The sequence below is a fragment of the Enterobacter bugandensis genome, assembly GCF_900324475.1.
Taxonomy (GTDB): domain Bacteria; phylum Pseudomonadota; class Gammaproteobacteria; order Enterobacterales; family Enterobacteriaceae; genus Enterobacter; species Enterobacter bugandensis.
The window spans coordinates 3,206,515-3,232,397 of sequence record NZ_LT992502.1; the positions used below are offsets into that span (position 1 = coordinate 3,206,515).

The window sequence follows — 25,883 nt, forward strand, 5'->3', positions numbered from 1 at the left end:
ATTCCTCTCCTGCTGTTAGTTAAAAGGTTTTAAGTCAACGCGCGCCATCATCGCGGCTAACTGGGTACGATCGGTAATACCGACATTGCTCTGGCTCACGGCCAGGGCTGCAACGGCGGTGGCAAGACGTAATGTATGTTCACTGGATTCACGCATCAGCAGGCCGTAAATCAGGCCGCCAACCATAGAATCCCCTGCGCCAACGGTGCTCACTACTTCCATTGACGGCGGTTTGGCAATCCATTCACCTGAAGCGTTAACCCACAACGCCCCTTCTGCACCCAGCGAGATCACCACGTGAGCAATACCCTGCTCGCGCAGCGCATGGGCGGCCTCAATCACATCTTTTAATTCCGGCAGCTTGCGTCCTGCCCAGATCTCCAGCTCGCGGCGGTTTGGCTTCACCAGCCACGGAGAGGCTTTCAGACCCGCCACCAGCGCATCGCGGCTGCTGTCGAAGATAATGCACGGGCACTGGCTGCGCAGACGCGTCATCCAGTCGGTAAACGCTTCCGGGCTGACGCCGGACGGCAGGCTGCCGCTGACGCACACCATATCGAACTGGCCCAGCCAGGTCAGGGAGTCGGTCACAAAGCGCTCCCAGTCAGCTGGCGTCACTTCGAAACCGGAGAAGTTAAGATCGGTCACTTCGCCGTCTTTTTCCGTCAGCTTAACGTTGATGCGGGTACGGCCCTGCACAACCTGGAAACGGTTGGCAATGCCCAGCTCGCTGAACAGCTGCTGGAAGCCATCCTGGTTATCTTTACCGAGGAATCCGCCTACGGTGACGTCGATACCGAGATCCTTGAGCACCTTCGCGACGTTAATCCCTTTGCCCGCAGCATGCAGGCCAGTGGTACGCACGAGGTTAACTTCGCCGCGTTCAATTTCCGGGCAAAACCCCACCAGGTCATAAGCCGGGTTCAGCGTAATAGTCGCAACACGTCTGCTCATTATGCGCCCTCCCCCAGACCTGCCGCGATGGCGTCGCCAATTGCTTTCAGCGCCTGTTCAGCATCTGCGCCCTGCGCGGTGAAGCGCAGGCGATGGCCTTTCTTCACGCCCAGCGCGACGACTTTCATCAGGCTACGGCCGTTGGCCGGTTTGCCCGAACCATCCAGGTTGGTCACGGTAATCTCGCTTTCAAATTGTTTAATGGTGTTGACCAGCATGGTGCCCGGACGGGCATGCAGGCCGTGTTCGTTGCGCACCACGAACTCGGCGTTCAGCACGTCGTCCGTTAGAGCGTCGTCGCTGGTCAGCAGCGCCAGCACGGTCGCCGCATCGGCGTTCAGCAGTTTTTCAGCTTTATTGTTCAGCAGCAGATCGCCCAGACGCTTCAGCACCGAAACCGGCTGCTCATCGTTCATCGCCACGGTCACCAGCATGGCTGCTGTCTCGCCCTCAACGTCGAACGCGGTGGCGGCGCGGCTCACTGCAATTGCGCTACGCAGGTTGCCTTCAGCGCTGTCGTTCAGCCAGATGCCCTGGCCGAGATTCAGCGGTTTATCGTTAATCACGCGCGTCACAAAGGTGGCATCAGCGGCACCCGCTTCTTTCAGGCGACCCGCGTTCAATGCCTGCAGCGTGACCAGATCGGAGGCCACAACATCCAGCGTCAGCGTGTCGTTATCCAGCTTCAGCGCTTCACTCTGTTTTTCGCCCATCAGCAACGCCCGCAGCTCTTCAGCGGTTGTTGCAGACTTCAGCTGTTCCGCCACGGAGTCATCGCTCAGGACATGCGTCAGCTGACGCAGCAGGCCTAAGTGTTCGTCGCTGCTCGCCGCGATACCGATAGCAACATAAGCCACCTGGCCGTCGCCCCAGAGCACGCCCTGCGGGAACTGATAGACCTTAACGCCGGTTTTCAGCACCTGGTCGCGGGTGTCGGTTGTGCCGTGCGGAATGGCAATGCCATTGCCGAGGAAGGTGGAGGTCTGCTGCTCGCGCGCCAGCATACCGTTTACGTAGCCGTCCGCGACGTTACCCGCCTGCACAAGGGCAGCGGCAACCTGACGAATAGCCTCTTCTTTATCCCCGGCCTGAGCGCCCGGGTGAATATCCTGAACAGATAACTGGAACATGGTTCTCCTCTCCTGCTGAAAGTGAATCGTTTCAGCTTACATGAGAAAAAATGCGCTAGCCTGCTCCGTTTGTTAAAACAAGATAGCGCTGAAACGTTTCAAAAAGTCTTGCGCTTTCTGCATTGGCTTGCAAGAAATGTCGTATTTCCGATATCAGAATTTAGAGATACTGCACATTTCTTCTGCGTTCAGCTAAATTTTGCTGAACTTCAGCAAACCAGTTTCAGCTAAGTTCAGCCAGGTGGGGAGTAAGTTGAAATGCCATTTTGATTTTTCGTGGGGTAATTGACTTCACCCACTGTTTATTTTTTAACTGACGGCGTAAACTCCGCCCCTCTCTGTTACTCGCTAATTATAAAACATGCATAACACCCCTGCGGCCACCGCGCTGAAGCCCTTTGATTTGACGTCAACGGCGTTCCTGATTGTTGCCTTCTTTACGGGCATCGCCGGTGCGTTGCAAACCCCGACGCTGAGCCTGTTCCTGACCAACGAAGTTCACGCCCGTCCGGCGATGGTTGGCTTCTTTTTTACCGGAAGCGCCATCATCGGCATTCTTGTCAGCCAGTTTCTCGCCGGTCGTTCCGACCGCAAAGGCGATCGTAAAAGCCTGATCGTTTTCTGCTGTCTGATGGGGGTGTTGGCCTGCGTCCTGTTTGCCTGGAACCGTAACTATTTCATTCTGCTATTCATCGGCGTTTTTCTGAGCAGCTTTGGCTCAACCGCCAACCCGCAGCTGTTTGCCCTTGCCCGCGAACATGCCGACCATACCGGGCGGGAAGCGGTGATGTTCAGCTCGATATTGCGCGCTCAGGTGTCGCTGGCATGGGTAATTGGCCCGCCGCTGGCCTACGCGCTGGCAATGGGGTTTGGCTTTACGGTGATGTACCTGAGCGCGGCGGTCGCGTTTGTGGCGTGCGGCGCAATGGTATGGTTTTTTCTGCCGTCAATGCGCAAAGAGCCCAAAGTGGCAACGGGCGTGCTGGAAGCGCCGCGTCGTAACCGCCGCGATGCCCTGCTCCTGTTTGTTATCTGCACGCTGATGTGGGGCACCAACAGCCTGTATATCATTAACATGCCGCTGTTTATTATTGATGAGCTACACCTGCCGGAGAAGCTGGCCGGCATTATGATGGGCACCGCCGCGGGTCTTGAGATCCCAACCATGCTGATTGCAGGCTATTATGCGAAGCGTTTTGGAAAGCGTTTTTTAATGCGCATTGCGGCCGTCGCCGGGCTGCTATTCTACGTTGGCATGCTGACGGTCCATACGCCAGCCCTGCTTCTTGCTTTACAGCTGCTGAACGCCGTGTATATCGGCATCCTGGCGGGGATTGGCATGCTCTACTTCCAGGATCTGATGCCGGGGCAGGCAGGTGCCGCCACCACCCTTTATACTAATACCACCCGCGTGGGCTGGATTATCGCGGGCTCGATGGCCGGTATCGTTGCCGAGATCTGGAACTACCACACGGTGTTCTGGATTGCGCTGGTGATGTGTACGCTGACGATTGGCTGTCTGGCGAGGATCAAGGACGTTTAAGGCGCGGTGAGCGCTTCCAGCTCCAGCAGCCATGTCATTGCCTGCGCGCGCGTGCTGCCGCACATTTCAGCTGATGGCTGAAGCCCGGAACAGACCTTCGGGCGCAGGGGAGACTCAAAGATCATACACAGGTTGGATTCAGAGAGCTGAACGCAGCGGGTATTGGCGGGCTTGCCTTCAGGCATGCCTGGAATGGGGCTTGAAATGGACGGAGCGGTACAGCACGCGCCGCAATCTGGACGACAATCCATACATGCTCTCTCGGTGGCGAACACCCGTACAGTCGGGCATCGGGCGCACAGTAACACCTTTTGCGTATTGATAGCAAAAGCCACGAATTCCACTTGCCTGAAAGGCCGCGCGCGAGTAATTTGGCGCGATATTTTTTACCTCCCGTAGACAGGATTACTGCAATGCCAAGAGCGAACGAAATTAAGAAAGGTATGGTACTGAATTACAACGGCAAATTGCTGATTGTGAAAGACATCGACATTCAGGCACCAAGCGCCCGTGGTGCAGCGACGCTGTACAAAATGCGTTTCGCCGATGTGCGTACCGGCCTGAAGGTGGAAGAACGTTTTAAAGGTGACGATATCGTTGATACCGTGACCCTGACCCGCCGCTACGTTGATTTCTCCTACATCGACGGCAACGAATACGTGTTCATGGATAAAGAAGATTACACCCCGTACATCTTCACCAAAGATCAGATCGAAGAAGAGCTGCTGTTCATTCCTGAAGGCGGTATGCCAGACATGCAGGTACTGACCTGGGACGGCGTGCTGCTGGCGCTTGAACTGCCGCAGACCGTGGATCTGGAAATCGTTGAAACCGCGCCGGGCATCAAAGGCGCGTCAGCAAGTGCGCGCAACAAACCAGCGACCCTGACCACCGGTCTGGTTGTGCAGGTGCCGGAATATCTCTCCGCTGGCGAGAAGATCCGCATCCATATTGAAGAAAAACGCTATATGGGTCGTGCTGACTGATTATGGCATTTGTCGGGTGGCGGCTTCGCCACCCGACAATTCCGGTTACAGAAGCTCCGGATACTTCGTCATCTTCAGCGCCAGCTCGACCCCTCGCACTTCCGCCATCCCCTTCAGGCGGCCAATCGCCGAATAGCCCGGGTTGGTTTTCTTACGCAGATCGTCCAGCATCTGGTGTCCGTGATCCGGACGGAACGGAATAGGACGCATATCGCCCGCCTGCTTGCGACGCGCCTCTTCAGCCAGAATAGCGTCGACCACCGCCACCATGTTTACGTCGCCACCCAGATGCGCGGCCTCGTGGAAGGTCTTTGGATTCTCCTCCCGGCAGGTCGCACGCAGATGCGTAAAGTGAATACGATCGCCAAAGGTTTCTATCATCCGCACGAGGTCATTATCAGCGCGCACGCCGTAGGAGCCGGTACACATGGTAAAGCCGTTATAGATGCTGTCGACCGTCTCTTTCAGCCATTGCATATCTTCAATCGTAGACACGATACGCGGCAGGCCGAGGATAGGACGCGGCGGATCGTCCGGGTGTACCGCCAGACGCACGCCGGCTTCTTCCGCAACCGGAACGATAGCGCGCAGGAAATACGCCATGTTTTCACGCAGCTGCTGCTTATCAATATTGCCGTATTCCGCCAGACGCGCGCGGAACTGATCCAGCGTGTACCCCTCTTCCGCACCCGGCAGGCCAGCAATGATATTGCGGGTCAGCTTCTCAACGTCCGCTTCACTGGCGGCATTGAACCATTCAAGGGCCTGCTGCTGCTCTTCAGCGGTGTAATCTGCTTCGGCGCCCGGGCGTTTCAGAATGTGCAGCTCAAACGCCGCAAAGGCAATCTGGTCAAAACGCAGCGCTTTCGAGCCGTCCGGCATCTGATATTCCAGGTCGGTACGCGTCCAGTCCAGAATCGGCATGAAGTTATAGCAGACCGTATCAATGCCGCAGGCCGCCAGGTTGCGAATGCTCTGCTGATAGTTTGCAATCCAGGTCCGGTATTCCCCGGAATGGGTTTTGATATCTTCGTGAACCGGAATGCTTTCTACCACAGACCAGGTTAACCCCTTCTCCGCCAGCAGCGCCTGACGCTGTTGAATCTCCTCAACCGGCCATACCTGGCCGTTAGGAATGTGATGCAGCGCCGTGACGACACCCGTTGCGCCAGCCTGACGCACATCATCAAGAGAAACCGGATCGTTCGGCCCGTACCAACGCCAGGTTTGTTCCATTGCCTCATCCTCTCAAGTTGTTATACCAATATGGGTTACTGCAATGACGACTACCATACATGTTTGCTGTGAAGGGTCAACACGCCGCCGCACATTGATTGATCAAACTCACAGAACGGGGATATTTACGGCTTACCAATTTTATTTGCTGTCATATAACTTTAGACTGGCATTGTTAATTAATGGTTAATCAGGTGTGTATTTCATGAAGACAATTGCCTCAACCGCCCTTCCAGCCCAGGTTCAACAACCGCGCTACGATCGTCATCAACTGCGCTCCCGCATCGTCCATTTCGGCTTCGGTGCGTTTCACCGCGCGCATCAGGCATTGTTAACAAACCGGGTGCTGAATGAAAAAGGCGGCGACTGGGGAATTTGTGAGATTAGCCTGTTCAGCGGCGAAGTGCTGATGAGCCAGCTGCGCGCGCAGGATCACCTGTTTACCGTGCTGGAGAAAGGCGCTGAAGGAAATCAGCCGATTATTGTCGGGGCCGTACATGAATGCCTGAATGCAAAGCTGGACTCTCTGCCCGCGATAATAGAGAAGTTTTGCGAGCCGCAGGTGGCGATTGTGTCGCTCACCATTACGGAGAAAGGCTACTGCATCGATCCCGCGACCGGTAAGCTGGATTTACAAAACGCCCGGATCGTCCACGATCTGGAAAATCCCGCTGAGCCGCATTCCGCGCCGGGGATCCTGGTCGAAGCCCTTAATCGCCGCCGCGAGCGCGGCTTGCCTGCGTTTACCGTGCTTTCCTGCGACAACATTCCGGACAACGGCCACGTGGTGAAAAATGCGGTGCTTGGCATGGCGCAAAAGCGCTCCCCGGCATTGGCGGAGTGGATCGAGGGCCACGTGAGTTTTCCGGGAACGATGGTCGACAGAATTGTTCCCGCCGCGACGGAGGCCTCGCTTGCGGAGATCGCCGACGCGCTCGGCGTTGACGATCCGTGCGCCATAAGCTGCGAGCCGTTTATTCAGTGGGTAGTGGAAGATAATTTTGTCGCCGGGCGTCCGGAGTGGGAAGTGGCGGGCGTTCAGATGGTGCAGGACGTTCTGCCCTGGGAGCAGATGAAATTACGTATGCTTAACGGCAGCCACTCTTTCCTGGCGTATCTGGGGTATCTCGCCGGGTACGCGCATATTAATGAATGCATGGAGGACGCCACCTTCCGCGAAGCCGCCCGGCGGCTAATGCTGGATGAACAGGCGCCTACGCTGCGTATAAAGGATGTCGACCTGACTGCCTATGCCGACAGCCTGATTGAGCGCTTTGCTAACCCGGCGCTGCAGCATCGTACCTGGCAAATCGCGATGGACGGCAGCCAGAAGCTGCCGCAGCGAATGCTGGATGGCATCCGCGTCCACCTTGAGCGTAAAACAGAATGGCCGCTGCTGGCGCTGGGCGTCGCTGGCTGGATACGCTACGTCAGCGGGTTCGACGAACGCGGCAACGCGATTGACGTTCGCGATCCCCTCAGCGATAAAATCCGCACGATTGTCGAGGCCAGCAGCGACGCCGACCGCGTCAATGCGCTGCTGGGGCTGAGCGAGGTCTTCGGTCACGATCTCGCGCAAAATAGCGTTTTCGCTGAGGCTGTTAGCCAGGCCTACCAGCGCATCACCCGCCGTGGCGCACGCCAGGCTGTTATTGAAACGTTAAATCTTTAGCGATTATTGCGCTTAATGCGAACGGACATTGCCTCCGTTCGCCCTCCCCCTTCTCATTGCGCCCGTTTTTCGCCAGGATAAGAGCATAGTGTTATAGCATCACAATTCTCTTGCGGAGCGCACGTGACCAAAACCAACCTCATCACCGGTTTTCTCGGCAGCGGTAAAACCACCTCTATTCTTCATCTGCTGGCGAATAAAGATCCCGCCGAGAAATGGGCCGTGCTGGTCAATGAATTCGGCGAAGTGGGCATTGATGGCGCGTTGCTATCATCCAGCGGCGCAATGATTAAAGAGATCCCCGGCGGATGCATGTGCTGCGTAAACGGCTTACCGATGCAGGTAGGCCTCAATACGCTGCTGCGTCAGGGCAAACCGGACCGCCTGCTGATTGAACCTACCGGTCTGGGCCACCCGAAGCAGATCCTCGATTTACTGACCGCCCCGGTTTACGAGCCGTGGATCGATCTTCGCGCCACGCTGTGCCTGCTCGATCCGCGTCAGCTTCTGGATGAAAAAGCGGTGGCCAATGAGAACTTTCGCGATCAGCTCGCCGCAGCAGACGTTATTGTCGCCAATAAAGAAGATCGCGCCACGGCGGAAAGCCGGGCCGCGCTGGGCGCGTGGTGGCAACATTTCGGCGGCAATCGGACGCGGGTGCAGGCCACTCAGGGGAATATTGATAGCGCCCTGCTGGATCTTCCCCGTCTGAACCTGGCGCAACTCCCGGCCAGCGCAGAGCATGCGCATCACCATTCTGCAAAGCAGGGTCTGGCCGCGCTTAGCCTGCCGGAACACCAGCGCTGGCGTCGTAACCTTAACAGCGGTCAGGGGTATCAGGCCTGCGGATGGATTTTCGATGCCGATACCGTTTTCGATACCATTGGCATCCTTGAGTGGGCCAGGCTTGCGCCGGTCGACCGCGTGAAAGGGATCATGCGCACGCCAGACGGGCTGGTGCGGATCAACCGCCAGGGCGACGATTTCTTTATCGAAACGCAAAACGTCGCGCCACCTGACAGCCGAATAGAGTTAATTAGTGCGGTTAACGCCGACTGGAATGCCCTGCAGTCCAGCCTGTTGAAGCTTCGTTTAAGTTCGGGCGGCTAACGTTGCCCCAGTTTTCACTCAATGCAGAACGTTATGACGACTCGAATTCCCCAGATACTACTGCTTAATGTCGCCGGTCTGGCGCTCTTTTTCTCCTGGTATATCCCGGTGAATCACGGTTTCTGGTTCCCGCTGGATTCATCCCTGTTTCATTTCTTCAACCAGGGGCTGGTGAAGAGTGATGCCTTTCTGTGGCTGGTGGCGATTACCAATAACCGCGCCTTTGACGGCTTTTCCCTGCTGGCCATGGGCTGCCTGATGCTCTCTTTCTGGCTCAAAGAGGATGACACGGGGCGTCGCCGCATCCTGATTATCGGACTGGTGATGCTTCTGGCTGCGGTGATCATTAATCAGCTGGCACAACATCTGATGCCGGTAAAACGTGCAAGTCCTTCGCTCTCTTTCCCGAATATTTATCGCGTGAGTGAACTGCTGCATATTCCAACAAAAGATGCCTCGAAGGACAGTTTCCCGGGCGATCACGGCATGATGCTGCTTATTTTTTCTGGGTTTATGCTGCGCTATTTCGGTAAGAAGGCGTTCGCAATCGCCCTGCTTATTGTGGTGATATTTGCCTTCCCACGCGTGATGATTGGCGCGCACTGGCTGACGGATATTGTCGTGGGTTCCCTTTCCGCGGTGCTGATTGGTCTGCCGTGGGTTCTGATGACGCCTTTGAGCGATCGCCTAATTACCCTTTTCGATCGCTATCTTCCGCGTAGAAAGCAACAAAAATTGAACAAATAATTACCGTTTTTTAACGTAAACTATCAGGGATCATCACGATCCCTGATAATGCCCTTCCCGCGATCTTTCTGCGCTGTCATATTCTTGTCATCACATTCGTGATAAAAATGAATCAATTGCACGATTACGCGGCGGATCTGCCGCTATTTTGTGCAATGACAAATTTTTACTTTCTGTATCACAATTTCTTATAAAAAAAAGGCTCTTTTTACTCGCAATAGCCCTGGCAATCGGTTAATCTCGAACTCGTTTTGCCCCATGGAGATAATTATTTCGATGGTGAATAATTTTGTGCGCTGCACCACAAATGTCACCAGAAACAATTGTCTCAATGTGAACAGATAATTAGTCTCGTCACGTTTGGCATTTTTATAACGATATTTGTCGTTAAGGACTTCAAGGGAAAATAAACAAAATGGTCAAATCTCAACCGTTTCTGAGATATATCTTACGGGGGATCCCGGCGATAGCAGTCGCGGTACTGTTATCTGCATGTAGTACATCGAACACCGCAAAGAATATGCATCCTGAGACGCGTGTTGTGGGAATGGAAGATTCCTCTTCACTGCAAGCCTCTCAGGATGAATTTGAAAATATGGTACGTAATCTGGACGTGAAGTCCCGCATTATGGACCAGTATGCTGACTGGAAAGGCGTGCGTTACCGTCTTGGCGGCAGCACTAAAAAAGGCATTGATTGTTCCGGCTTTGTACAGCGTACCTTCCGCGAGCAATTTGGGTTAGATCTTCCGCGTTCGACCTACGAACAGCAGGAGATGGGCAAGTCGATTTCACGTACCAAACTGCGCACCGGCGATTTAGTGCTGTTCCGTGCAGGTTCTACCGGTCGACATGTGGGCATCTACATTGGTAATGACCAGTTTGTACATGCCTCCACCAGCAGCGGTGTGACCATTTCCAGCATGAATGAACCGTACTGGAAGAAGCGCTACAACGAAGCGCGCCGCGTACTGACCCGCAGTTAATACGATAATTGTATCGTTGGTTATCCCTTGGCTGGCGATACAATAAAAAAAAGCACTGCTTCGGCGGTGTTTTTTTTTGCCCGTTACAATGAATACAATCAGCGGCAATTCAGGAACCACGACGTTTATGCTCACCCGCTACTTCTCCAGTCATCGAAAGATACTGTTCCTCAGTATCATTACCGGCCTGATCGCCGCCCTGCTCCTGGGTTCATTGCAATTTTTCTGGAGCTACCACAAGCGGGAAATCCGATTCGATACGTTGATCATGGATGTGCGCATCTACATGGAGAGCTATTTTGACGAGCTGAAAGCCTCCATCGACGTGCTCCAGCCGCTGACGCTCAATAATTGCCAGGACGTTAACGCGGAGCTGACCTCACGCGCGGCCTTCAGCCTCAACGTACGCGCCTTCCTGCTGGTCAGAGACAAAATGGCGTTCTGCTCGTCAGCCACAGGGCCAATGAATGCCCCGATGGAGGAGCTGATACCCGAGCTGCACATCAACAAGCAGGTTGATATCGCACTGCTCCCCGGCACGCCCATGCTGCCCAATAAGCCCGCAATTGCCATCTGGTATCGTAATCCGCTTGTGAAGGACGGCGGCGTATTCACCTCGGTGAATCTCAACCTGACGCCGTACCTTCTTTACACCGCGCGCCAGGACGAGTTTGCAGGCATCGCGATCGTCATCGGCGACAATGCGTTATCCACTACCTCAAGCACCCTCGTCAAAGCGAAGGATTTACATGAAACGCCGGCGCGCACCGCGACGCTCAAAGACGTTCCTCTGACCATCAACCTGTACGCCGAGGAGTGGACGACCGATGAGATACTTTACGCCCTGTTCTTCGGGCTGGTGTGCGGGATTGCGGCAGGGTCGCTTAACTTCTACATCCTCACGACGCGTCTCAATCCGGGCAAAGAGATTCTGAGCGCCATCAAGCGCGGCCAGTTTTATGTGGTTTATCAGCCCGTTGTCGACGCCAAATCGCTCAGGATGACCGGGCTTGAAGTGCTGATGCGCTGGAAGCACCCGACCATGGGTGAGATCCCGCCGGACGCCTTTATCAATTTTGCCGAAGCGCAGAAGCTGATTGTTCCGCTCACGCTGCATCTTTTTGACCTGATTATTCACGATGCGCCAGTGCTACAGACCGTGCTGCCGCCGGGTGCCAAAGTGGGCATTAATATCGCGCCGGGGCATCTGCATGCGGAAAGCTTCAAAGACGATATGCGCACCTTCAAAGCCCTGCTGCCGCCTGATTACTTCCAGATCGTACTGGAAATTACCGAGCGCGATATGCTGAACCATCGGGAAGCTAACAGCCTCTTCGAATGGCTGCATAACGAAGGGTTTGAAATTGCCATCGACGATTTCGGCACCGGCCACAGCGCGCTGATTTATCTTGAACATTTCACCATGGACTACCTGAAAATCGACCGTGGTTTTGTCAACGCCATTGGCACAGAAACCGTCACCTCCCCGGTGCTGGATGCCGTACTGACGCTGGCAAGACGACTGAATATGTCGACCGTTGCGGAAGGGGTGGAAACACCGGAACAGGCGGCCTGGCTGCGCGAGCATGGGGTTAATTACTTGCAGGGTTACTGGATTAGCCGCCCGATGCCGCTGGAGCAGTTCCGCACGTGGCAAAATACAGTGTCGCCTGACGGGGAATAATTTCACATTGCCCGTGGCGTCACTTATTATTCAGCTTAACTGAGCCGGTCTGTAAAAGAGGGAGCCGCCGCGAGATGTTTATGCGCTTTATGTTGCTTTGGTTGGCAGTCGTGAGCCTGTCCAGCCAGGCGCAAACCATCAAAGAGAACATCGCGTTCGCCGTGATTGGCGAGCCAAAATACGCGGTCAATTTTACGCACTTCGATTACGTCAATCCTGCCGCCCCTAAGGGTGGAAAGGTCACGCTCTCGGCTACGGGAACGTTCGACAACTTTAACCGCTTCGCCCTGCGCGGCGTGGCCGCGGCGCGAACGGAATCGCTCTATGACACGCTTTTTGTCACGTCGGATGATGAACCCGGCAGCTATTACCCGCTGATTGCCGATAACGTGCGCTACGCGGATAACTTCGCCTGGGCCGAAATTACCCTAAACCCCCGGGCCCGCTTTCACGACGGCACGCCGGTCAAGGCCAGCGACGTCGCTTTTACGTTTCATAAATTTATGACCGAAGGCGTTCCCCAGTTCCGCATTGTGTATAAAGGCGCAACGGTGCGCGCCATTGCGCCCCTCACCGTACGCATTGAGCTGAGCGAACCGAACAAAGAGAATATGCTTAGCCTGTTCTCGTTGCCGGTGATGCCTGAATCGTTCTGGAAAAACCATAAGTTAAGCGACCCGCTCTCCACACCGCCGCTGGCCGGTGGCCCTTACCGCATTACCGACTGGCGCATGGGGCAGTACGTGGTCTATTCCCGGGTGAAAGATTACTGGGCGGCTAACCTGCCGGTAAACCGCGGGCGCTGGAATTTCGACACCCTTCGCTATGACTACTACCTCGACGATAACGTGGCGTTTGAAGCGTTCAAGGCCGGCGCCTTCGATTTACGCGTGGAGAACAGCGCCAAAAACTGGGCGACCCGCTATATCGGCAAAAACTTCACGAAAGGCTACATCGTCAAAGACGAGCACAAAAACGAATCCGCCCAGGACACGCGCTGGCTGGCGTTTAATATTCAGCGCCCGGTATTTACCGACCGCCGCGTTCGGGAAGCCATTTCCCTGGCCTTCGATTTTGAATGGATGAACAAAGCCCTGTTTTACGGGGCGTACAGCCGCGCGAACAGCTATTTCCAGAACACCGAATATGCCGCGCGCGACTACCCTAAAGCCGACGAACTGCTCCTGCTGGCGCCGCTGAAAGCGGAAGTGCCGCCGGAGGTGTTTACCACGGTGTTTCAGCCGCCCGCTTCAAAGGGTGACGGCTACGACCGCGACAACCTGCTGAAGGCCAGCAAGCTGCTGGATGAGGCAGGCTGGCAGCTGAAGAACCAGAAACGCGTCAATGCGAAAACCGGCAAGCCTTTAAGCTTTGAACTGCTGCTCTCCTCCGGTGGCAACGATCAGTGGGTGCTGCCGTTTAAGCACAACCTTGCGCGGCTGGGGATCACCATGAACATTCGCCAGGTCGATAACGCGCAGATCACCAACCGCATGCGCAGCCGTGATTACGACATGATGCAACGCCTGTGGCCCGCGCAGCCGTGGCCCAGCTCGGATCTGCAAATCTCCTGGGCCTCCAGCTACATCGACTCCTCGTACAATGCGCCAGGCGTAAAAAGCCCGGCGATTGATGCCCTGATTGCGAAAATTGTGGCGGCGCAGGGCGATAAAGATAAGCTCTTGCCGCTTGGTCGCGCCCTCGACAGGGTGTTAACCTGGAACTACTACATGCTGCCCATGTGGTATATGGGCGAAGACCGCCTTGCGCGCTGGGACAAGTTCTCCGTGCCTGCCGTGCGCCCTGTCTATTCTCTGGGCTTTGACACCTGGTGGTATGACGTGAATAAAGCCGCCAGACTGCCCGCCGAGCGGCGATAAGGAATTATCATGGGTGCCTATTTAATACGCCGACTTCTGCTGGTCATTCCCACGCTGTGGGCCATTATCACCATTAACTTTTTTATCGTGCAAATTGCCCCGGGCGGGCCGGTCGACCAGGCCATTGCCGCCATTGAGTTTGGCAACAGCGGCGGCATGCCCGGCGGCGGCGGAGAAGGCATGGGCGCCAGCCATGCGCGAACCGGCGTGGGGAATATCAGTGAAAGTCACTACCGCGGCGGGCGCGGGCTGGATCCTGAAGTGATCGCCGAGATCACCCATCGCTACGGCTTTGATAAGCCGATACACGAGCGCTATTTCAAGATGCTATGGGATTATATCCGCTTTGATTTTGGCGATAGCCTGTTCCGCAGTGCGTCCGTATTAACGTTGATCAAGCAAAGCCTGCCGGTTTCGGTCACGCTGGGGCTGTGGGGGACGCTGATTATCTATCTGGTCTCTATACCGCTCGGGATCCGAAAAGCGGTGCATAACGGCAGCCGCTTCGATATCTGGAGCAGCACCTTCATCATCATCGGCTATGCTATTCCGGCGTTTCTGTTTGCCGTTCTGCTGATTGTCTTCTTTGCCGGAGGCAGCTATTTCGACATCTTCCCGCTGCGGGGGCTGGTCTCCGCCGATTTCAGCACGCTGCCGTGGTACCAGAAAATCACCGACTATCTCTGGCATATCACGCTGCCGGTGCTGGCGACGGTGATCGGCGGGTTTGCCGCCCTGACCATGTTGACCAAAAACGCCTTTCTCGATGAAATCCGCAAGCAGTATGTCGTGACCGCCCGCGCCAAAGGGGTCAGCGAGAAGCAGATTATGTGGAAACATGTTTTCCGCAACGCCATGCTGCTGGTGATTGCCGGATTTCCAGCCACGTTCATCAGCATGTTTTTTACCGGCTCGCTGCTGATTGAGGTGATGTTCTCGCTCAACGGTCTCGGCCTGCTGGGCTACGAAGCCACCGTATCGCGCGATTATCCGGTAATGTTTGGCACGCTCTATATTTTCACCCTGATTGGCCTGCTGCTGAATATCATCAGCGATATCAGCTATACGCTGGTCGATCCCCGAATTGATTTTGAGGGCCGCTGATGCCGCGTTTAAGCCCCGTTAACCAGGCCCGCTGGACCCGTTTTCGCCATAACCGCCGCGGCTACTGGTCGCTGTGGATTTTTGCTGTCCTGTTTGTCCTGAGCATGTGTTCAGAGCTGATCGCCAACGACAAACCGTTGCTGGTGCACTTTAACGACCGCTGGTACGTGCCGGTCCTGGCTAACTACAGTGAAAGCGACTTCGGCGGCCCGTTTGCCACCCCGGCGGAGTACCAGGATCCGTGGCTGCGCCAGCAGATCGAACAGCACGGCTGGGCCCTCTGGGCTCCGGTACGCTTTGGCGCCAACAGCATTAACTTCGCGACCACAACCCCCTTCCCTTCTCCGCCCTCTGCGCAAAACTGGCTGGGAACAGACGCCAACGGCGGCGACGTGCTGGCGCGCATCCTCTACGGTACGCGGATTTCTATTCTCTTTGGACTGATGCTGACCGTCTTCTCCAGCGTAATGGGCGTAGTGGCCGGCGCCGTTCAGGGCTACTACGGCGGAAAAATTGACCTGTGGGGGCAGCGTATCATCGAAGTCTGGTCCGGTATGCCAACGCTGTTTCTGATCATTCTGCTTTCCAGCGTGGTACAGCCGGGCTTCTGGTGGCTGCTGGGCATCACCGTTCTGTTTGGCTGGATGGCGCTGGTGGGCGTGGTGCGGGCAGAGTTTCTGCGCACCCGTAATTTCGACTATATTCGCGCCGCGCAGGCGTTAGGCGTGAGCGATCGCGCAATCATCTTCCGCCATATGCTTCCCAATGCGGTGGTGGCGACCCTCACCTTCCTGCCCTTTATTCTGTGCAGCTCCATCACCACCCTCACCTCGCTGGACTTTCTGGGCTTCGGCCTGCCGCTGGGGTCGCCGTCGCTCGGCGAACTGCTGCTGCAGGGCAAGAACAACCTGCAGGCGCCGTGGCTGGGCATCACCGCCTTTCTTTCCGTGGCCGTGCTGCTTTCGCTGCTGATTTTTATTGGCGAAGCCGTGCGCGATGCCTTCGATCCCAACAAGGCGGTATAAGATGACGCAGCCTCTTCTCAGTATTGATCGCCTGTCGATTGCCTTCTCGAAGCAGGGCGAGACCCGTACCGTGGTCACCGACCTGTCGCTGCAGATCCAGCGCGGTGAAACGCTGGCGCTGGTGGGTGAATCCGGTTCGGGCAAGAGCGTCTCGGCGCTCTCCATCCTGCGTCTGCTGCCCTCCCCGCCCGTGAGCTATCCGCAAGGGGATATTCTGTTCCACGGCAGTTCGCTGCTGCACGCTGATGAACATACCCTGCGCGGTATTCGCGGCAATAAGATTGCCATGATCTTCCAGGAGCCGATGGTGTCGCTCAACCCACTGCATACGCTGGAAAAACAGCTCTATGAAGTGCTGTCACTTCATCGGGGGATGCGCAAAGAGGCCGCGCGGGGCGAAATTCTGGATTGTCTGGAACGTACAGGCATACGCAACGCGGCCAAACGGCTGAATGATTTTCCGCATCAGCTCTCCGGCGGCGAACGCCAGCGGGTAATGATTGCCATGGCCCTGCTCACGCGCCCCGAACTGTTGATTGCCGACGAGCCGACGACGGCGCTGGACGTCACGGTGCAGGCGCAAATTCTGACGCTCTTGAGGGAGCTGCGTGACGAGCTGGACATGAGCCTGCTGTTTATCACGCACAACCTGAGCATCGTGAAAAAGCTGGCCGACAGCGTCGCGGTCATGCAAAACGGGCGCTGCGTTGAACAGAATACCGCGTCCACGCTGCTGAACGCGCCGCAGCATCCCTATACGCAGCGCCTGCTCGACAGCGAACCTTCCGGCGACCCGGTGCCTCTCACGGCAGACAGCACACCGCTGCTGCGCGTCGATGATTTATCCGTCTCATTCCCGATCCGCAAAGGCGTTCTGCGGCGCATCGTTGACCAGAACCCGGTGCTGAAAAATATCCGCTTCTCGCTGCGACCGGGTGAATCCCTGGGGCTGGTGGGCGAATCCGGTTCGGGGAAAAGCACTACCGGTCTGGCGCTGCTGCGCTTAATTGCCTCTCAGGGCGAGATCCTGTTTGACGATATGCCGCTGCACCGCTGGAACCGCCGCCAGATGCTGCCCGTGCGGCCCCGCATGCAGGTGGTATTTCAGGATCCCAACTCCTCGCTTAACCCGCGCCTCAGCGTGTTGCAGATTATCGAAGAGGGCCTGCGCGTTCACCAGCCTGGCCTGAGTGCGCAACAGCGGGAACAGGAGGTTATGCAGGTGATGGCGGAAGTGGGCTTAGATCCCGACACTCGCCACCGCTACCCTGCGGAATTTTCCGGCGGACAGCGCCAGCGTATCGCCATCGCCCGCGCGCTGATCCTGAAACCGGAGCTGATTATTCTGGATGAACCGACCTCGTCTCTGGACAGAACCGTACAGGCGCAGATCCTGGCGCTACTCAAAGGGCTACAGGAAAAGCACCGGCTGGCCTATATCTTTATCAGCCATGATCTACAGGTGGTTCGGGCGCTATGCCATCAGGTGATTGTGCTACGACAGGGTGAGGTGGTCGAACAGGGTGATTGCCAGCGCGTATTTACTGCGCCAACGCAGAACTACACGCGCCAGCTGCTCGCGGCAGACTAGCGCTTAAAACGGATACTGGCCGGAGAAAGGTTCAGCAATCGCAACGCCAAAGTTTTTCAGGCGGCAGGTCGCGGCGAATTCGTCCTGGCTTTTGACAAACAGGCACGGCTCCCCTTCGCACTCCAGTACGGAGCTGTCCACTTCGATATCCGTCAGGGCCTGGCTGAGACGCTCCATCACCCGCCACGCATTTTCGTCGCTCGGGCTCAGCAGCTTGAGCGCCACCAGGCAATTCTCACAGCCCACGACGCTTTGCGGAATCGGTTCAACTTTCGAACCTGCAAAACCCGCCGACCAGCGATAGCTCTGGGGCAAGCGATGGACAATGGAGAGTTGTAATGTATTCACGTTCGTTCCCCGGAAGCAAAATTTACTTCACAATTTATTTACATTTATAGTAACACATCATCGCCAACCTGCACTATTCAGCGCTTTTTTATCGGTATCGAGGCTCGCGTCGGCGCTATATGTACCCGTTTCTGCGATCTAACTCAACCTTTTTGAATACAATGATGTGACTTTTTACATAAATAGATTTTACATAAAATAAACAAACACGGAATAAACGAACGCGAGTTTGGTTGATATGCGTCAACAAAAAAGGCCCTTTCGGGCCTTATCTGCGCGTTAGTGCGCCGCTTTTCGCGGCCGACTGGCGTAAAGACAGAAAAGCACAGAGCTGGTTGCGCAAAAAGCCATCGCCCACAGCATAGGCCAGGCCGTAGTAAAGGTCGCCATAGAGAGTAACGCCCCGACGATGGCACCAATCCCGAAGCGGAAGGTTCCCGCCAGTGACGATGCGGTTCCCGCCATGTGCGGGAATTCGTCGAGGATCACCGCCATCGCATTGGACGAGATCATCGACACGCAGCCGACAAAGGCCGCCACGCCGATCACCAGCGCCCAGAAGCCCACGCCCAGAAACGCGCTCACCACCAGCCAGACCGCCATCACAAACTGGATCCACAGCCCGGCACGGAACATGTTCAGCGCGCCCACCCGCCGGACAAAGCGGCTGTTAATGATGGTCAGGACAAACAGGAAGACGATATTGAGCGCAAAATAATAGCCAAAGTGCTGCGGCGAAACGTGGTTCAGCTCGATATAGACAAACGGCCCGGCACTCAGGAAGGAGAACATTCCGGCGAAGCTGAACCCGCTCGCCAGCATGTAGCTCAGCACCCGCTTGTGGCGAAACAGCGAGGCAAAGTTGCCTATCGTGGTTCGAATATGAAATTTCTGGCGGCGCTCGACGGGCAGCGTTTCATCAATAAAGAAGAAAATCATCGCCGAGGCCAGCAGCGCGGCCAGCGCCAGGATCCAGAAAATCGCGTGCCAGCTAAACCACACCAGCACCGCACCACCGGCCATCGGTGCCACCAGCGGCGCAATCGTCGTCACCAGCATGACGAACGACATCATGCGGGAGAACTCTTCTTTCGGGTAGATATCACGCATCAGGGCGTTGATCACCACGCTCGCGGCAGCGGCGGCCAGCCCGTGCAGGAAGCGCATGATAATCAGCTGATCGATACTCTGCGCCAGCGCACAGGCGACCGCTGCGGCCGCAAAGACCAGCGTCCCGCCAAGAATAACCGGCTTACGCCCCAGGCTGTCGGCCATTGGGCCATACAGCAGCTGTCCGAGCGCGAAACCGAGAATATAGGTGCTGAGCGTCATCTGCGCGCTGCCTGCCGGTACGCCAAACTGCGCGGAAATCACCGGCAGCGCAGGCAGATACATGTCGATAGACAGCGGCATCAGCATCGCCAGCAGGCCAAGAATGAAGACAATTTTGAACGACGAATGTGGCCTGGTGGTCACAGGGTTCTCCTGAAATTAGTGCGAAGGCAGACCGACGCTGGCAATCTCTTCTTCCGTCAGCGGACGATATTCACCGGGCGCCAGGTCGGGATCGAGCGCAATCGCACCGATGCGTTCACGGTGCAGGCCCACAACGTGGTTACCCACGGCGGCAAACATGCGTTTCACCTGATGGTAGCGTCCTTCGCTGATGGTCAAACGGACCTCCGTCGGGGTGATGACCTCAAGCACGGCGGGTTTGGTCAGATCCTTTTCATTATGCAGCTGAACGCCTTTCGCGAATTGCTCTGCCGTGTCATCCGCAACCGGTGACTCCAGCGTGACCAGATAGGTTTTCTCACAGTGGTGGCGCGGGGAAGTGATGCGATGCGACCACTGACCGTCGTCGGTCATCAGCACCAGACCGGTAGTGTCGATGTCGAGGCGGCCCGCGGCGTGCAGCTTATGCGCTACCGGTTCGTCGAGGAAATAGAGCACCGTCGGGTGATCCGGATCGTCCGTTGAGCAGACATAGCCTTCCGGCTTATTGAGCATGAAATAGCGGGGACCGTGCTGCTGGGTCAGCGGATTGCCGTCGTACTCAACCTGATGGTCAGGCTGCAGTTTGAACGCGCTGTCTCGCACAATGTCGCCATCCACGGTAACGCGGTTGGCGCGAATTTCGCGCCCGGCAATAGCGCGGCTTACGCCGAGTTGCTGAGCGATAAACTTATCAAGTCGCATGAAATCTTTTTAGCCTTAATGGTGCTGGAAGTCGGACCGTGCGTCCGAAAAAAGAAGCAGTCAGGAACGGTTCAGTATAATGGTCTGGTTGCGCCACTCAAGGGAAAAAGTTTCGTGGCATACTATATGCGGATTAACGAAACCGAGACCCCATGACTTTTACACTTCGTCCCTATCAGCAGGAAGCCGTTGACGCGACGCTCGCCTGGTTCCGTAAACACCGGGAACCGGCGGCTATTGTCCTCCCGACCGGTGCAGGCAAGAGCCTGGTCATCGCCGAACTGGCGCGCCTGGCGCGCGGTCGCGTGCTGGTGTTAGCCCACGTCAAAGAGCTGGTGGCGCAAAACCATGCCAAATATTGTGCGCTGGGGCTGGAAGCCGACATTTTCGCCGCCGGGCTGAAGCGCAAAGAGAGCCACGGCAAAGTGGTTTTCGGCAGCGTACAGTCGGTGGCCCGCAACCTGGATCTGTTCAGCAGCGAGTTTTCGCTGCTGATTGTCGACGAATGTCACCGCATCAGCGATGACGACGACAGCCAGTATCAGCAAATCCTCACTCACCTTAAAGAGGTGAACCCTCACTTACGCCTGCTCGGCCTGACGGCAACCCCGTTTCGTCTGGGCAAAGGCTGGATCTACCGCTTTCATTATCACGGCATGGTGCGCGGCGACGAGAAAGCGCTGTTCAGCGACTGTATCTATGAACTTCCGCTGCGCTACATGATTAAGCACGGCTACCTGACGCCGCCCGAGCGGCTGGATATGCCGGTCGTGCAGTACGATTTCAGCCGCTTACAGGCGCAGAGCAACGGGCTGTTCAGCGAGGCGGATCTTAACCATGAGCTGAAAAAACAGAAGCGGATCACGCCGCATATCATCAGCCAGATTGAAGAGTTCGCGCAAACGCGTAAAGGGGTGATGATTTTTGCTGCCACCGTCGAACACGCGCGCGAAATCACGGGACTGCTACCCGCTGACGACGCAGCGCTGATCACAGGCGAAACGCCCGGCCCGGAGCGCGACAGGCTGATTGAGGCTTTCAAAGCCCAGCAGTTCCGCTACCTGGTGAATGTCTCCGTATTAACCACCGGGTTTGACGCCCCGCACGTCGATCTGATTGCGATTCTGCGCCCGACGGAATCCGTCAGCCTGTATCAGCAGATTGTCGGCCGTGGCCTGCGCCTGGCGCCGGGCAAAACCGACTGCCTGATACTGGATTACGCCGGCAACCCGCACGATCTTTACTCCCCGGAAGTGGGCGCGCCAAAAGGCAAAAGCGACAACGTGCCGGTACAGGTGTTTTGCCCGGCCTGCGGCTTTGCCAACACCTTCTGGGGAAAAACCACCGCCGACGGCACGCTGATTGAACACTTTGGCCGCCGCTGTCAGGGCTGGTTTGAGGATGATGAGGGGCATCGCGAGCAGTGCGATTTCCGCTTCCGCTTCAAAAACTGCCCGCAGTGCAACGCCGAAAATGACATCGCCGCCCGCCGTTGCCGCGAGTGCGACACGGTGCTGGTGGACCCGGACGACATGCTGAAAGCGGCGCTGAAGCTGAAAGATGCGCTGGTGCTGCGCTGCTCCGGCATGGCGCTGCAGCCCGGCGCGGATGAAAAAGGCGAATGGCTGAAAATCACCTATTACGACGAGGATGGCGCTGACGTCAGCGAACGGTTCAGGGTTCAGACGCCTGCCCAGCGCACGGCATTTGAGCAGCTGTTTATCCGGCCGCATACCCGCACGCCTGGCGTGCCGCTGCGCTGGATAACCGTGGCGGATATCGTGCATCAGCAGGCGCTGCTGCGCCACCCCGACTTCGTGGTCGCCCGTAAGAAAGGCCAGTTCTGGCAGGTTCGCGAGAAGGTCTTTGACTATGAAGGTCGCTTCCGTCGGGCAAATGAATTGCGCGGTTAACGGGACTTTTCATTGATGTGCGGGGCATTTGAGTATAAAATGCCGCCCGCTTCACATCCGTGGGGCAGAACACTCACCTGCTGCTGGGTCGCCTGTAGTAGGGTTTTAAATACAGAGAGAAATCAATGTTCACTATCGAAGCAGAAGTACGTAACGTGCAGGGTAAGGGTGCGAGCCGCCGCCTGCGTAACGCTAACAAGTTCCCGGCTATCGTTTACGGTGGCGAAGCTGCTCCAGTTGCTATCGAACTGGATCACGACAAAGTGTGGAACATGCAGACCAAAGCTGAGTTCTACAGCGAAGTTCTGACCATCGTTGTTGGCGGTAAAGAAGAAAAAGTGAAGGTTCAGGCTGTTCAGCGTCACGCGTTCAAGCCAAAACTGACTCACATCGACTTCGTTCGCGCGTAATCGCAAACCTGTCGAGAAAACCCCGCTTCGGCGGGGTTTTTTTATGGCTGCTATTTACCGCCAGACGTGCGGCGCTGAAGCTGATCGCGCAGGTTCGGTGGCGTACCTTTGATGGTCAGGGTATCGGTGGCCGGATCCCAGAAGATGCGTTCCCCCAACAGCATGGCGTCAAAGTTGATGGTTAACCCACCGCCGCTGCCGGCAAATTTGGTTAACTGACGCAGCGTGCTGCGATCCGCCGGGAAGCTCTCCTCAAGCTCATAGCCCTTCTCCGCGGTGAATTCCTGGAAGCTCACTTCGCTGACGCCCGCCAGCTCTTTTGACAGGGACTCCAGTTCAATCTCTTCCCCCGCCTGCAGCTGCTCGTTGCAGTAGCTGTAAACCTGCTGACGCACGGTCTGGCGTTCAGATTTATCGAGTTGCGCTTCCGCCGTGAAGTCATCAACGGCCTGCAGCAGCCCTTTGTTCTGCGCTTTGGCGTTCAGGCCTTCGCTGGCACCGAGGAAGTCCATAAAGAAATCCGCCACTTTGCGGCCCACCCGCCCCTTCAGGAAGGTGAGGTAGCGGGTCGACTCCGGGTTAGTTTCCCACTCGGTCAAATCAATACGCGCCACAATATCCGCATGGTTGATATCCAGATAGTGCGTTGAGCTGATGTCCAGCTGCTCGTTCACGCGCATGCTGCTTAAGTTATTCAGCACGGTAACCAGCAGGTACTCGACCGCCAGGTAACGATAGTGGCAGAACAGGACAATACCGCCGTCGGCGAACGGGTATTTCGCCAGCTCGTCGCGCAGACGCCCGGTTGCCGCGCGGCTAAACGCCAGGAAATCCTCCTCGCCCTGACGCTGCAGGCGCAGGCTATCGGCCAGCTCACTCTCTTCGCTGAACAGACCATAGGCTTTATTTTTAGCGCTGTAGACGCGATGCAGCTCTGCCATCATTTCCACAACGGTTGCCGTGGGTTCCAGTAACGAATCGCGTAGCACCACTTCAAGGGTTTGCTCATCACGCTTGATAAGCTGGTGCAAGGCAATCTGGTTGATTTCCAGACTCATGATAAACTCTCCTTTTAGACCGGGCGGTATTCAACCACCACCAGGACATGTGTGCAACAACAGATAAAAAAGGGGAAAAAAAGCTGTTGCTACGGTAATATGTTGCCCTTTCATCAACAAACTGATTTTGATTTATGCCACAACATTCCCGCTACAGTGATGAACACGTTGAACAACTGCTCAGTGAGCTGGTCAACGTACTGGAAAAACATAAAACGCCGACCGATCTCTCCCTGATGGTTTTGGGAAATATGGTCACCAACCTTATCAACACCAGCGTTGCTCCGGCTCAGCGTCAGGCGATCGCCAAATCTTTCGCCCAGGCGTTACAGTCATCCGTCAGCAACGACCAGGCCCATTAAGGGAAACGAACAACAGTTTATGGTGACGAATCGTCAGCGCTACCGTGAAAAAGTCTCCCAGATGGTCAGCTGGGGACACTGGTTTGCCCTGTTCAACATTCTGCTAGCGACGGTAATTGGCTGTCGTTATCTGTTTGTCGCAGACTGGCCCACAACGCTAACCGGGCGTATCTACTCCTGGATAAGCGTTGTTGGTCACTTTAGCTTTTTGGTATTCGCCACCTATCTGCTGATCCTGTTTCCTCTGACGTTTATCGTCATGTCGCAGCGTTTGATGCGGTTCTTGTCCGCAATCCTTGCGACGGTGGGGATGACGCTGCTGCTTATCGACAGTGAAGTGTTCACCCGGTTCCACCTGCATCTCAACCCTATCGTCTGGGAACTGGTGATCAACCCCGACCAGAACGAAACGGCCCGCGACTGGCAGCTGATGTTCATCAGCGTTCCGGTGATCCTGTTGATCGAGATGCTGTTTGCCACCTGGAGCTGGCAAAAGCTCCGCAGCCTGACCCGACGCCGCCATTACGCGAAGCCCGTCGCCGCGCTCTTTTTCGTCTCATTTATCAGTTCGCACCTCATGTATATCTGGGCGGATGCGAACTTCTATCGCCCTATTACCATGCAGCGCGCTAACCTGCCGCTCTCTTATCCGATGACGGCCCGTCGTTTCCTTGAGAAACACGGCCTGCTTGATGCCCAGGAGTACCAGCGCCGTCTGGTCGAACAGGGTAATCCGGAAGCGGTTAGCGTGCAGTATCCACTGAGCGATCTGCGCTATCGCGATATGGGTCGCGGGCAAAACGTCCTGCTGATTACCGTCGATGGCCTCAACTATTCTCGTTACGAGAAGCAGATGCCTGCGCTGGCCGATTTCGCGAGTCAGAACGTATCATTTACCCAGCATATGAGTTCAGGTAACTCAACCGATGCGGGTATCTTTGGCCTGTTCTATGGCATTTCTGCCGGATACATGGACGGCGTGCTGTCTGCGCGCATTCCTGCGGCGCTGATCACCGGGCTTAATCAGCAGGGCTATCAGTTAGGGCTGTTCTCATCGGACGGCTTCAACAGTTCACTGTACCGCCAGGCGCTGCTCTCTGATTTCTCACTGCCTGCCGCGCAGAGCCAGTCTGATGCCCAGACCGCAAACCAGTGGATAAACTGGCTGCAGCGCTACGCGCAGGAAGATAACCGCTGGTTCTCGTGGGTGGCCTTTAACGGCACAACGCTTAACGACAGCAACCAGGCAGGCTTTGCGCGCCGCTACGGCCGCGCGGCCAGCGATGTTGACGCACAGATTGGCCGCGTGCTTGACGCGCTACGTGAATCAGGCAAGCTTGATAACACGGTCGTGATCGTGACCGCGGGGCATGGCGTACCGTTAGGCGACGAGACGAAGAGCATGAGCTGGTCACGTCCAAACCTGCATGTTCCGCTGGTGATCCACTGGCCGGGAACGCCGGCGCAGCGCATCAATATGCTCACAGAACATAAAGACGTCATGACGACCCTGATGCAGCGCCTGCTGCACGTCAGTACGCCAGCAAACGAGTATTCGCAGGGGCAGGATCTCTTCAGCGCCACGCGCCGCCATAACTGGGTGACTGCAGCTGACGGTAACACGCTGGTGGTGACCACGCCGAAGCTGACGCTGGTGCTGAACAGCAACGGGAACTATCAGACCTATAATCTGCAGGGTGAACGGCTGAAGGACCAGAAACCACAGCTTAGCCTGCTGTTACAGGTTCTGACGGATGAGAAGCGCTTCATCGCTAACTGATTAATAATAAACCAGTTAGCGACGGATTCCCTTGCATTCGAAACGGAATCGAGTAGTATTCTTTCTATGCGTCGGCACGTAGCGCAGCCTGGTAGCGCACCGTCATGGGGTGTCGGGGGTCGGAGGTTCAAATCCTCTCGTGCCGACCAAAAAAAACATTAAAAAC

The 25,883-nt window shown here is 56.2% G+C and carries 23 protein-coding genes and 1 tRNA gene; 16 read left to right on the plus strand and 8 right to left on the minus strand.

The window, feature by feature from the left end:
- Positions 1–15: 15 nt before the first annotated feature.
- Together fruK and fruB are read right to left on the minus strand one after the other, a co-directional pair.
- On the minus strand, positions 16–954 hold the full coding sequence (fruK, locus tag DG357_RS15520; RefSeq protein ID WP_010433510.1) for a 1-phosphofructokinase: 939 nt from the start codon (positions 952–954) through the stop codon (positions 16–18).
- Positions 954–2,084: a fused PTS fructose transporter subunit IIA/HPr protein gene (gene fruB, locus DG357_RS15525; protein ID WP_028013870.1), complete on the minus strand. Its 1,131-nt coding sequence runs from the start codon at positions 2,082–2,084 to the stop codon at positions 954–956. Before fruB ends, fruK begins: the two co-directional genes overlap by 1 nt.
- A 361-nt stretch (positions 2,085–2,445) precedes the next feature.
- On the opposite strand from fruB, the gene setB reads away from it, so the two are divergent.
- Entirely contained in the window at positions 2,446–3,627 is a 1,182-nt protein-coding gene (setB, locus tag DG357_RS15530) for a sugar efflux transporter SetB (protein WP_088204790.1), read from the plus strand.
- On the opposite strand, the gene DG357_RS15535 is transcribed toward setB, so the two are convergent.
- Positions 3,624–3,878, minus strand: a complete 255-nt coding sequence (locus DG357_RS15535) for a YkgJ family cysteine cluster protein (protein ID WP_028013872.1) — start codon at positions 3,876–3,878, stop codon at positions 3,624–3,626. The two genes, setB and DG357_RS15535, sit on opposite strands and share 4 nt — an antisense overlap.
- Positions 3,879–4,040: 162 nt before the next feature.
- Between DG357_RS15535 and yeiP the strand changes: the two genes are divergently transcribed.
- The gene (gene yeiP / locus DG357_RS15540) at positions 4,041–4,613 is read left to right on the plus strand and encodes an elongation factor P-like protein YeiP (protein ID WP_008500940.1); all 573 of its coding nucleotides are present in this window, start codon (positions 4,041–4,043) and stop codon (positions 4,611–4,613) included.
- A gap of 45 nt (positions 4,614–4,658) precedes the next feature.
- Here yeiP and uxuA read toward each other — a convergent pair whose 3' ends face one another.
- A complete protein-coding gene (gene uxuA, locus DG357_RS15545) occupies positions 4,659–5,849 on the minus strand; it encodes a mannonate dehydratase (RefSeq protein ID WP_069733501.1) in 1,191 nt (396 codons plus the stop codon).
- A 205-nt stretch (positions 5,850–6,054) separates the two neighbouring features.
- Between uxuA and DG357_RS15550 the strand changes: the two genes are divergently transcribed.
- From DG357_RS15550 to yejF, 9 genes are all read left to right on the plus strand, one after another.
- Positions 6,055–7,521: a mannitol dehydrogenase family protein gene (locus DG357_RS15550; RefSeq protein WP_088204789.1), complete on the plus strand. Its 1,467-nt coding sequence runs from the start codon at positions 6,055–6,057 to the stop codon at positions 7,519–7,521.
- A gap of 123 nt (positions 7,522–7,644) precedes the next feature.
- Positions 7,645–8,631 (plus strand): CobW family GTP-binding protein, encoded by a 987-nt coding sequence (locus DG357_RS15555; protein WP_088204788.1) that lies wholly within the window; start codon positions 7,645–7,647, stop codon positions 8,629–8,631.
- A gap of 33 nt (positions 8,632–8,664) precedes the next feature.
- The gene (locus tag DG357_RS15560; RefSeq protein WP_028013876.1) at positions 8,665–9,378 is read left to right on the plus strand and encodes a phosphatase PAP2 family protein; all 714 of its coding nucleotides are present in this window, start codon (positions 8,665–8,667) and stop codon (positions 9,376–9,378) included.
- A gap of 415 nt (positions 9,379–9,793) precedes the next feature.
- Positions 9,794–10,363, plus strand: a complete 570-nt coding sequence (mepS, locus tag DG357_RS15565) for a bifunctional murein DD-endopeptidase/murein LD-carboxypeptidase (RefSeq protein WP_028013877.1) — start codon at positions 9,794–9,796, stop codon at positions 10,361–10,363.
- A gap of 127 nt (positions 10,364–10,490) precedes the next feature.
- Positions 10,491–12,047 carry a cyclic di-GMP phosphodiesterase gene (locus tag DG357_RS15570; protein ID WP_028013878.1) on the plus strand — a complete coding sequence of 519 codons (1,557 nt, stop codon included), beginning with the start codon at positions 10,491–10,493 and terminating at the stop codon, positions 12,045–12,047.
- Positions 12,048–12,121: 74 nt separating this feature from the next.
- Positions 12,122–13,927, plus strand: coding sequence for an extracellular solute-binding protein (locus DG357_RS15575; protein WP_028013879.1), 1,806 nt, complete (start codon positions 12,122–12,124; stop codon positions 13,925–13,927).
- A 9-nt stretch (positions 13,928–13,936) separates the two neighbouring features.
- A complete protein-coding gene (locus tag DG357_RS15580; RefSeq protein ID WP_028013880.1) occupies positions 13,937–15,031 on the plus strand; it encodes a microcin C ABC transporter permease YejB in 1,095 nt (364 codons plus the stop codon).
- Positions 15,031–16,056, plus strand: coding sequence for an ABC transporter permease (locus DG357_RS15585; RefSeq protein ID WP_088204786.1), 1,026 nt, complete (start codon positions 15,031–15,033; stop codon positions 16,054–16,056). Before DG357_RS15580 ends, DG357_RS15585 begins: the two co-directional genes overlap by 1 nt.
- Before the next feature lies 1 nt (position 16,057).
- Positions 16,058–17,647: a microcin C ABC transporter ATP-binding protein YejF gene (gene yejF, locus DG357_RS15590; protein ID WP_088204785.1), complete on the plus strand. Its 1,590-nt coding sequence runs from the start codon at positions 16,058–16,060 to the stop codon at positions 17,645–17,647.
- A gap of 3 nt (positions 17,648–17,650) precedes the next feature.
- Here yejF and DG357_RS15595 read toward each other — a convergent pair whose 3' ends face one another.
- The 3 genes from DG357_RS15595 to rsuA all read right to left on the minus strand — a co-directional run bounded on the left by DG357_RS15595 (position 17,651) and on the right by rsuA (position 20,194).
- Positions 17,651–17,995: a YejG family protein gene (locus DG357_RS15595; RefSeq protein WP_088204784.1), complete on the minus strand. Its 345-nt coding sequence runs from the start codon at positions 17,993–17,995 to the stop codon at positions 17,651–17,653.
- A gap of 279 nt (positions 17,996–18,274) precedes the next feature.
- Positions 18,275–19,471, minus strand: a complete 1,197-nt coding sequence (locus DG357_RS15605) for a Bcr/CflA family multidrug efflux MFS transporter (protein WP_048958051.1) — start codon at positions 19,469–19,471, stop codon at positions 18,275–18,277.
- Between the two features lie 15 nt (positions 19,472–19,486).
- Entirely contained in the window at positions 19,487–20,194 is a 708-nt protein-coding gene (rsuA, locus tag DG357_RS15610) for a 16S rRNA pseudouridine(516) synthase RsuA (protein ID WP_028013885.1), read from the minus strand.
- Between the two features lie 152 nt (positions 20,195–20,346).
- On the opposite strand from rsuA, the gene DG357_RS15615 reads away from it, so the two are divergent.
- Both DG357_RS15615 and rplY read left to right on the plus strand, forming a co-directional pair.
- On the plus strand, positions 20,347–22,107 hold the full coding sequence (locus DG357_RS15615; RefSeq protein ID WP_088204783.1) for a DEAD/DEAH box helicase: 1,761 nt from the start codon (positions 20,347–20,349) through the stop codon (positions 22,105–22,107).
- Positions 22,108–22,232: 125 nt separating this feature from the next.
- Positions 22,233–22,517: a 50S ribosomal protein L25 gene (gene rplY, locus DG357_RS15620; RefSeq protein ID WP_028013887.1), complete on the plus strand. Its 285-nt coding sequence runs from the start codon at positions 22,233–22,235 to the stop codon at positions 22,515–22,517.
- 50 nt (positions 22,518–22,567) lie between these two features.
- Here the strand turns inward: rplY and yejK are convergent, their stop codons facing one another.
- Positions 22,568–23,575, minus strand: coding sequence for a nucleoid-associated protein YejK (yejK, locus tag DG357_RS15625; RefSeq protein WP_008500957.1), 1,008 nt, complete (start codon positions 23,573–23,575; stop codon positions 22,568–22,570).
- A gap of 134 nt (positions 23,576–23,709) precedes the next feature.
- Here yejK and DG357_RS15630 point away from each other — a divergent pair, with 134 nt between their 5' ends.
- From DG357_RS15630 to DG357_RS15640, 3 genes are all read left to right on the plus strand, one after another.
- Complete coding sequence (locus DG357_RS15630) at positions 23,710–23,937, plus strand: YejL family protein (protein ID WP_014884596.1); 228 nt, start codon at positions 23,710–23,712, stop codon at positions 23,935–23,937.
- A 19-nt stretch (positions 23,938–23,956) separates the two neighbouring features.
- Positions 23,957–25,717, plus strand: a complete 1,761-nt coding sequence (gene yejM / locus DG357_RS15635; RefSeq protein WP_028013888.1) for an LPS biosynthesis-modulating metalloenzyme YejM — start codon at positions 23,957–23,959, stop codon at positions 25,715–25,717.
- Positions 25,718–25,789: 72 nt separating this feature from the next.
- Positions 25,790–25,866, plus strand: a tRNA-Pro gene (locus DG357_RS15640).
- Positions 25,867–25,883: the final 17 nt, after the last annotated feature.

What these genes read in the sequence shown, in the direction of transcription:
- yeiP (WP_008500940.1), top strand. Translation starts at nt 4,041, where the DNA reads ATGCCAAGAGCGAACGAAATTAAGAAAGGTATGGTACTGAATTACAAC.
- DG357_RS15580 (WP_028013880.1), top strand. Translation starts at nt 13,937, where the DNA reads ATGGGTGCCTATTTAATACGCCGACTTCTGCTGGTCATTCCCACGCTG.
- yejK (WP_008500957.1), bottom strand. Translation starts at nt 23,575, where the DNA reads ATGAGTCTGGAAATCAACCAGATTGCCTTGCACCAGCTTATCAAGCGT.
- DG357_RS15615 (WP_088204783.1), top strand. Translation starts at nt 20,347, where the DNA reads ATGACTTTTACACTTCGTCCCTATCAGCAGGAAGCCGTTGACGCGACG.
- DG357_RS15550 (WP_088204789.1), top strand. Translation starts at nt 6,055, where the DNA reads ATGAAGACAATTGCCTCAACCGCCCTTCCAGCCCAGGTTCAACAACCG.
- DG357_RS15585 (WP_088204786.1), top strand. Translation starts at nt 15,031, where the DNA reads ATGCCGCGTTTAAGCCCCGTTAACCAGGCCCGCTGGACCCGTTTTCGC.
- rsuA (WP_028013885.1), bottom strand. Translation starts at nt 20,194, where the DNA reads ATGCGACTTGATAAGTTTATCGCTCAGCAACTCGGCGTAAGCCGCGCT.
- rplY (WP_028013887.1), top strand. Translation starts at nt 22,233, where the DNA reads ATGTTCACTATCGAAGCAGAAGTACGTAACGTGCAGGGTAAGGGTGCG.
- setB (WP_088204790.1), top strand. Translation starts at nt 2,446, where the DNA reads ATGCATAACACCCCTGCGGCCACCGCGCTGAAGCCCTTTGATTTGACG.
- DG357_RS15575 (WP_028013879.1), top strand. Translation starts at nt 12,122, where the DNA reads ATGTTTATGCGCTTTATGTTGCTTTGGTTGGCAGTCGTGAGCCTGTCC.
- DG357_RS15570 (WP_028013878.1), top strand. Translation starts at nt 10,491, where the DNA reads ATGCTCACCCGCTACTTCTCCAGTCATCGAAAGATACTGTTCCTCAGT.
- yejM (WP_028013888.1), top strand. Translation starts at nt 23,957, where the DNA reads ATGGTGACGAATCGTCAGCGCTACCGTGAAAAAGTCTCCCAGATGGTC.
- yejF (WP_088204785.1), top strand. Translation starts at nt 16,058, where the DNA reads ATGACGCAGCCTCTTCTCAGTATTGATCGCCTGTCGATTGCCTTCTCG.
- fruK (WP_010433510.1), bottom strand. Translation starts at nt 954, where the DNA reads ATGAGCAGACGTGTTGCGACTATTACGCTGAACCCGGCTTATGACCTG.
- mepS (WP_028013877.1), top strand. Translation starts at nt 9,794, where the DNA reads ATGGTCAAATCTCAACCGTTTCTGAGATATATCTTACGGGGGATCCCG.
- DG357_RS15630 (WP_014884596.1), top strand. Translation starts at nt 23,710, where the DNA reads ATGCCACAACATTCCCGCTACAGTGATGAACACGTTGAACAACTGCTC.
- DG357_RS15535 (WP_028013872.1), bottom strand. Translation starts at nt 3,878, where the DNA reads ATGGATTGTCGTCCAGATTGCGGCGCGTGCTGTACCGCTCCGTCCATT.
- DG357_RS15560 (WP_028013876.1), top strand. Translation starts at nt 8,665, where the DNA reads ATGACGACTCGAATTCCCCAGATACTACTGCTTAATGTCGCCGGTCTG.
- fruB (WP_028013870.1), bottom strand. Translation starts at nt 2,084, where the DNA reads ATGTTCCAGTTATCTGTTCAGGATATTCACCCGGGCGCTCAGGCCGGG.
- uxuA (WP_069733501.1), bottom strand. Translation starts at nt 5,849, where the DNA reads ATGGAACAAACCTGGCGTTGGTACGGGCCGAACGATCCGGTTTCTCTT.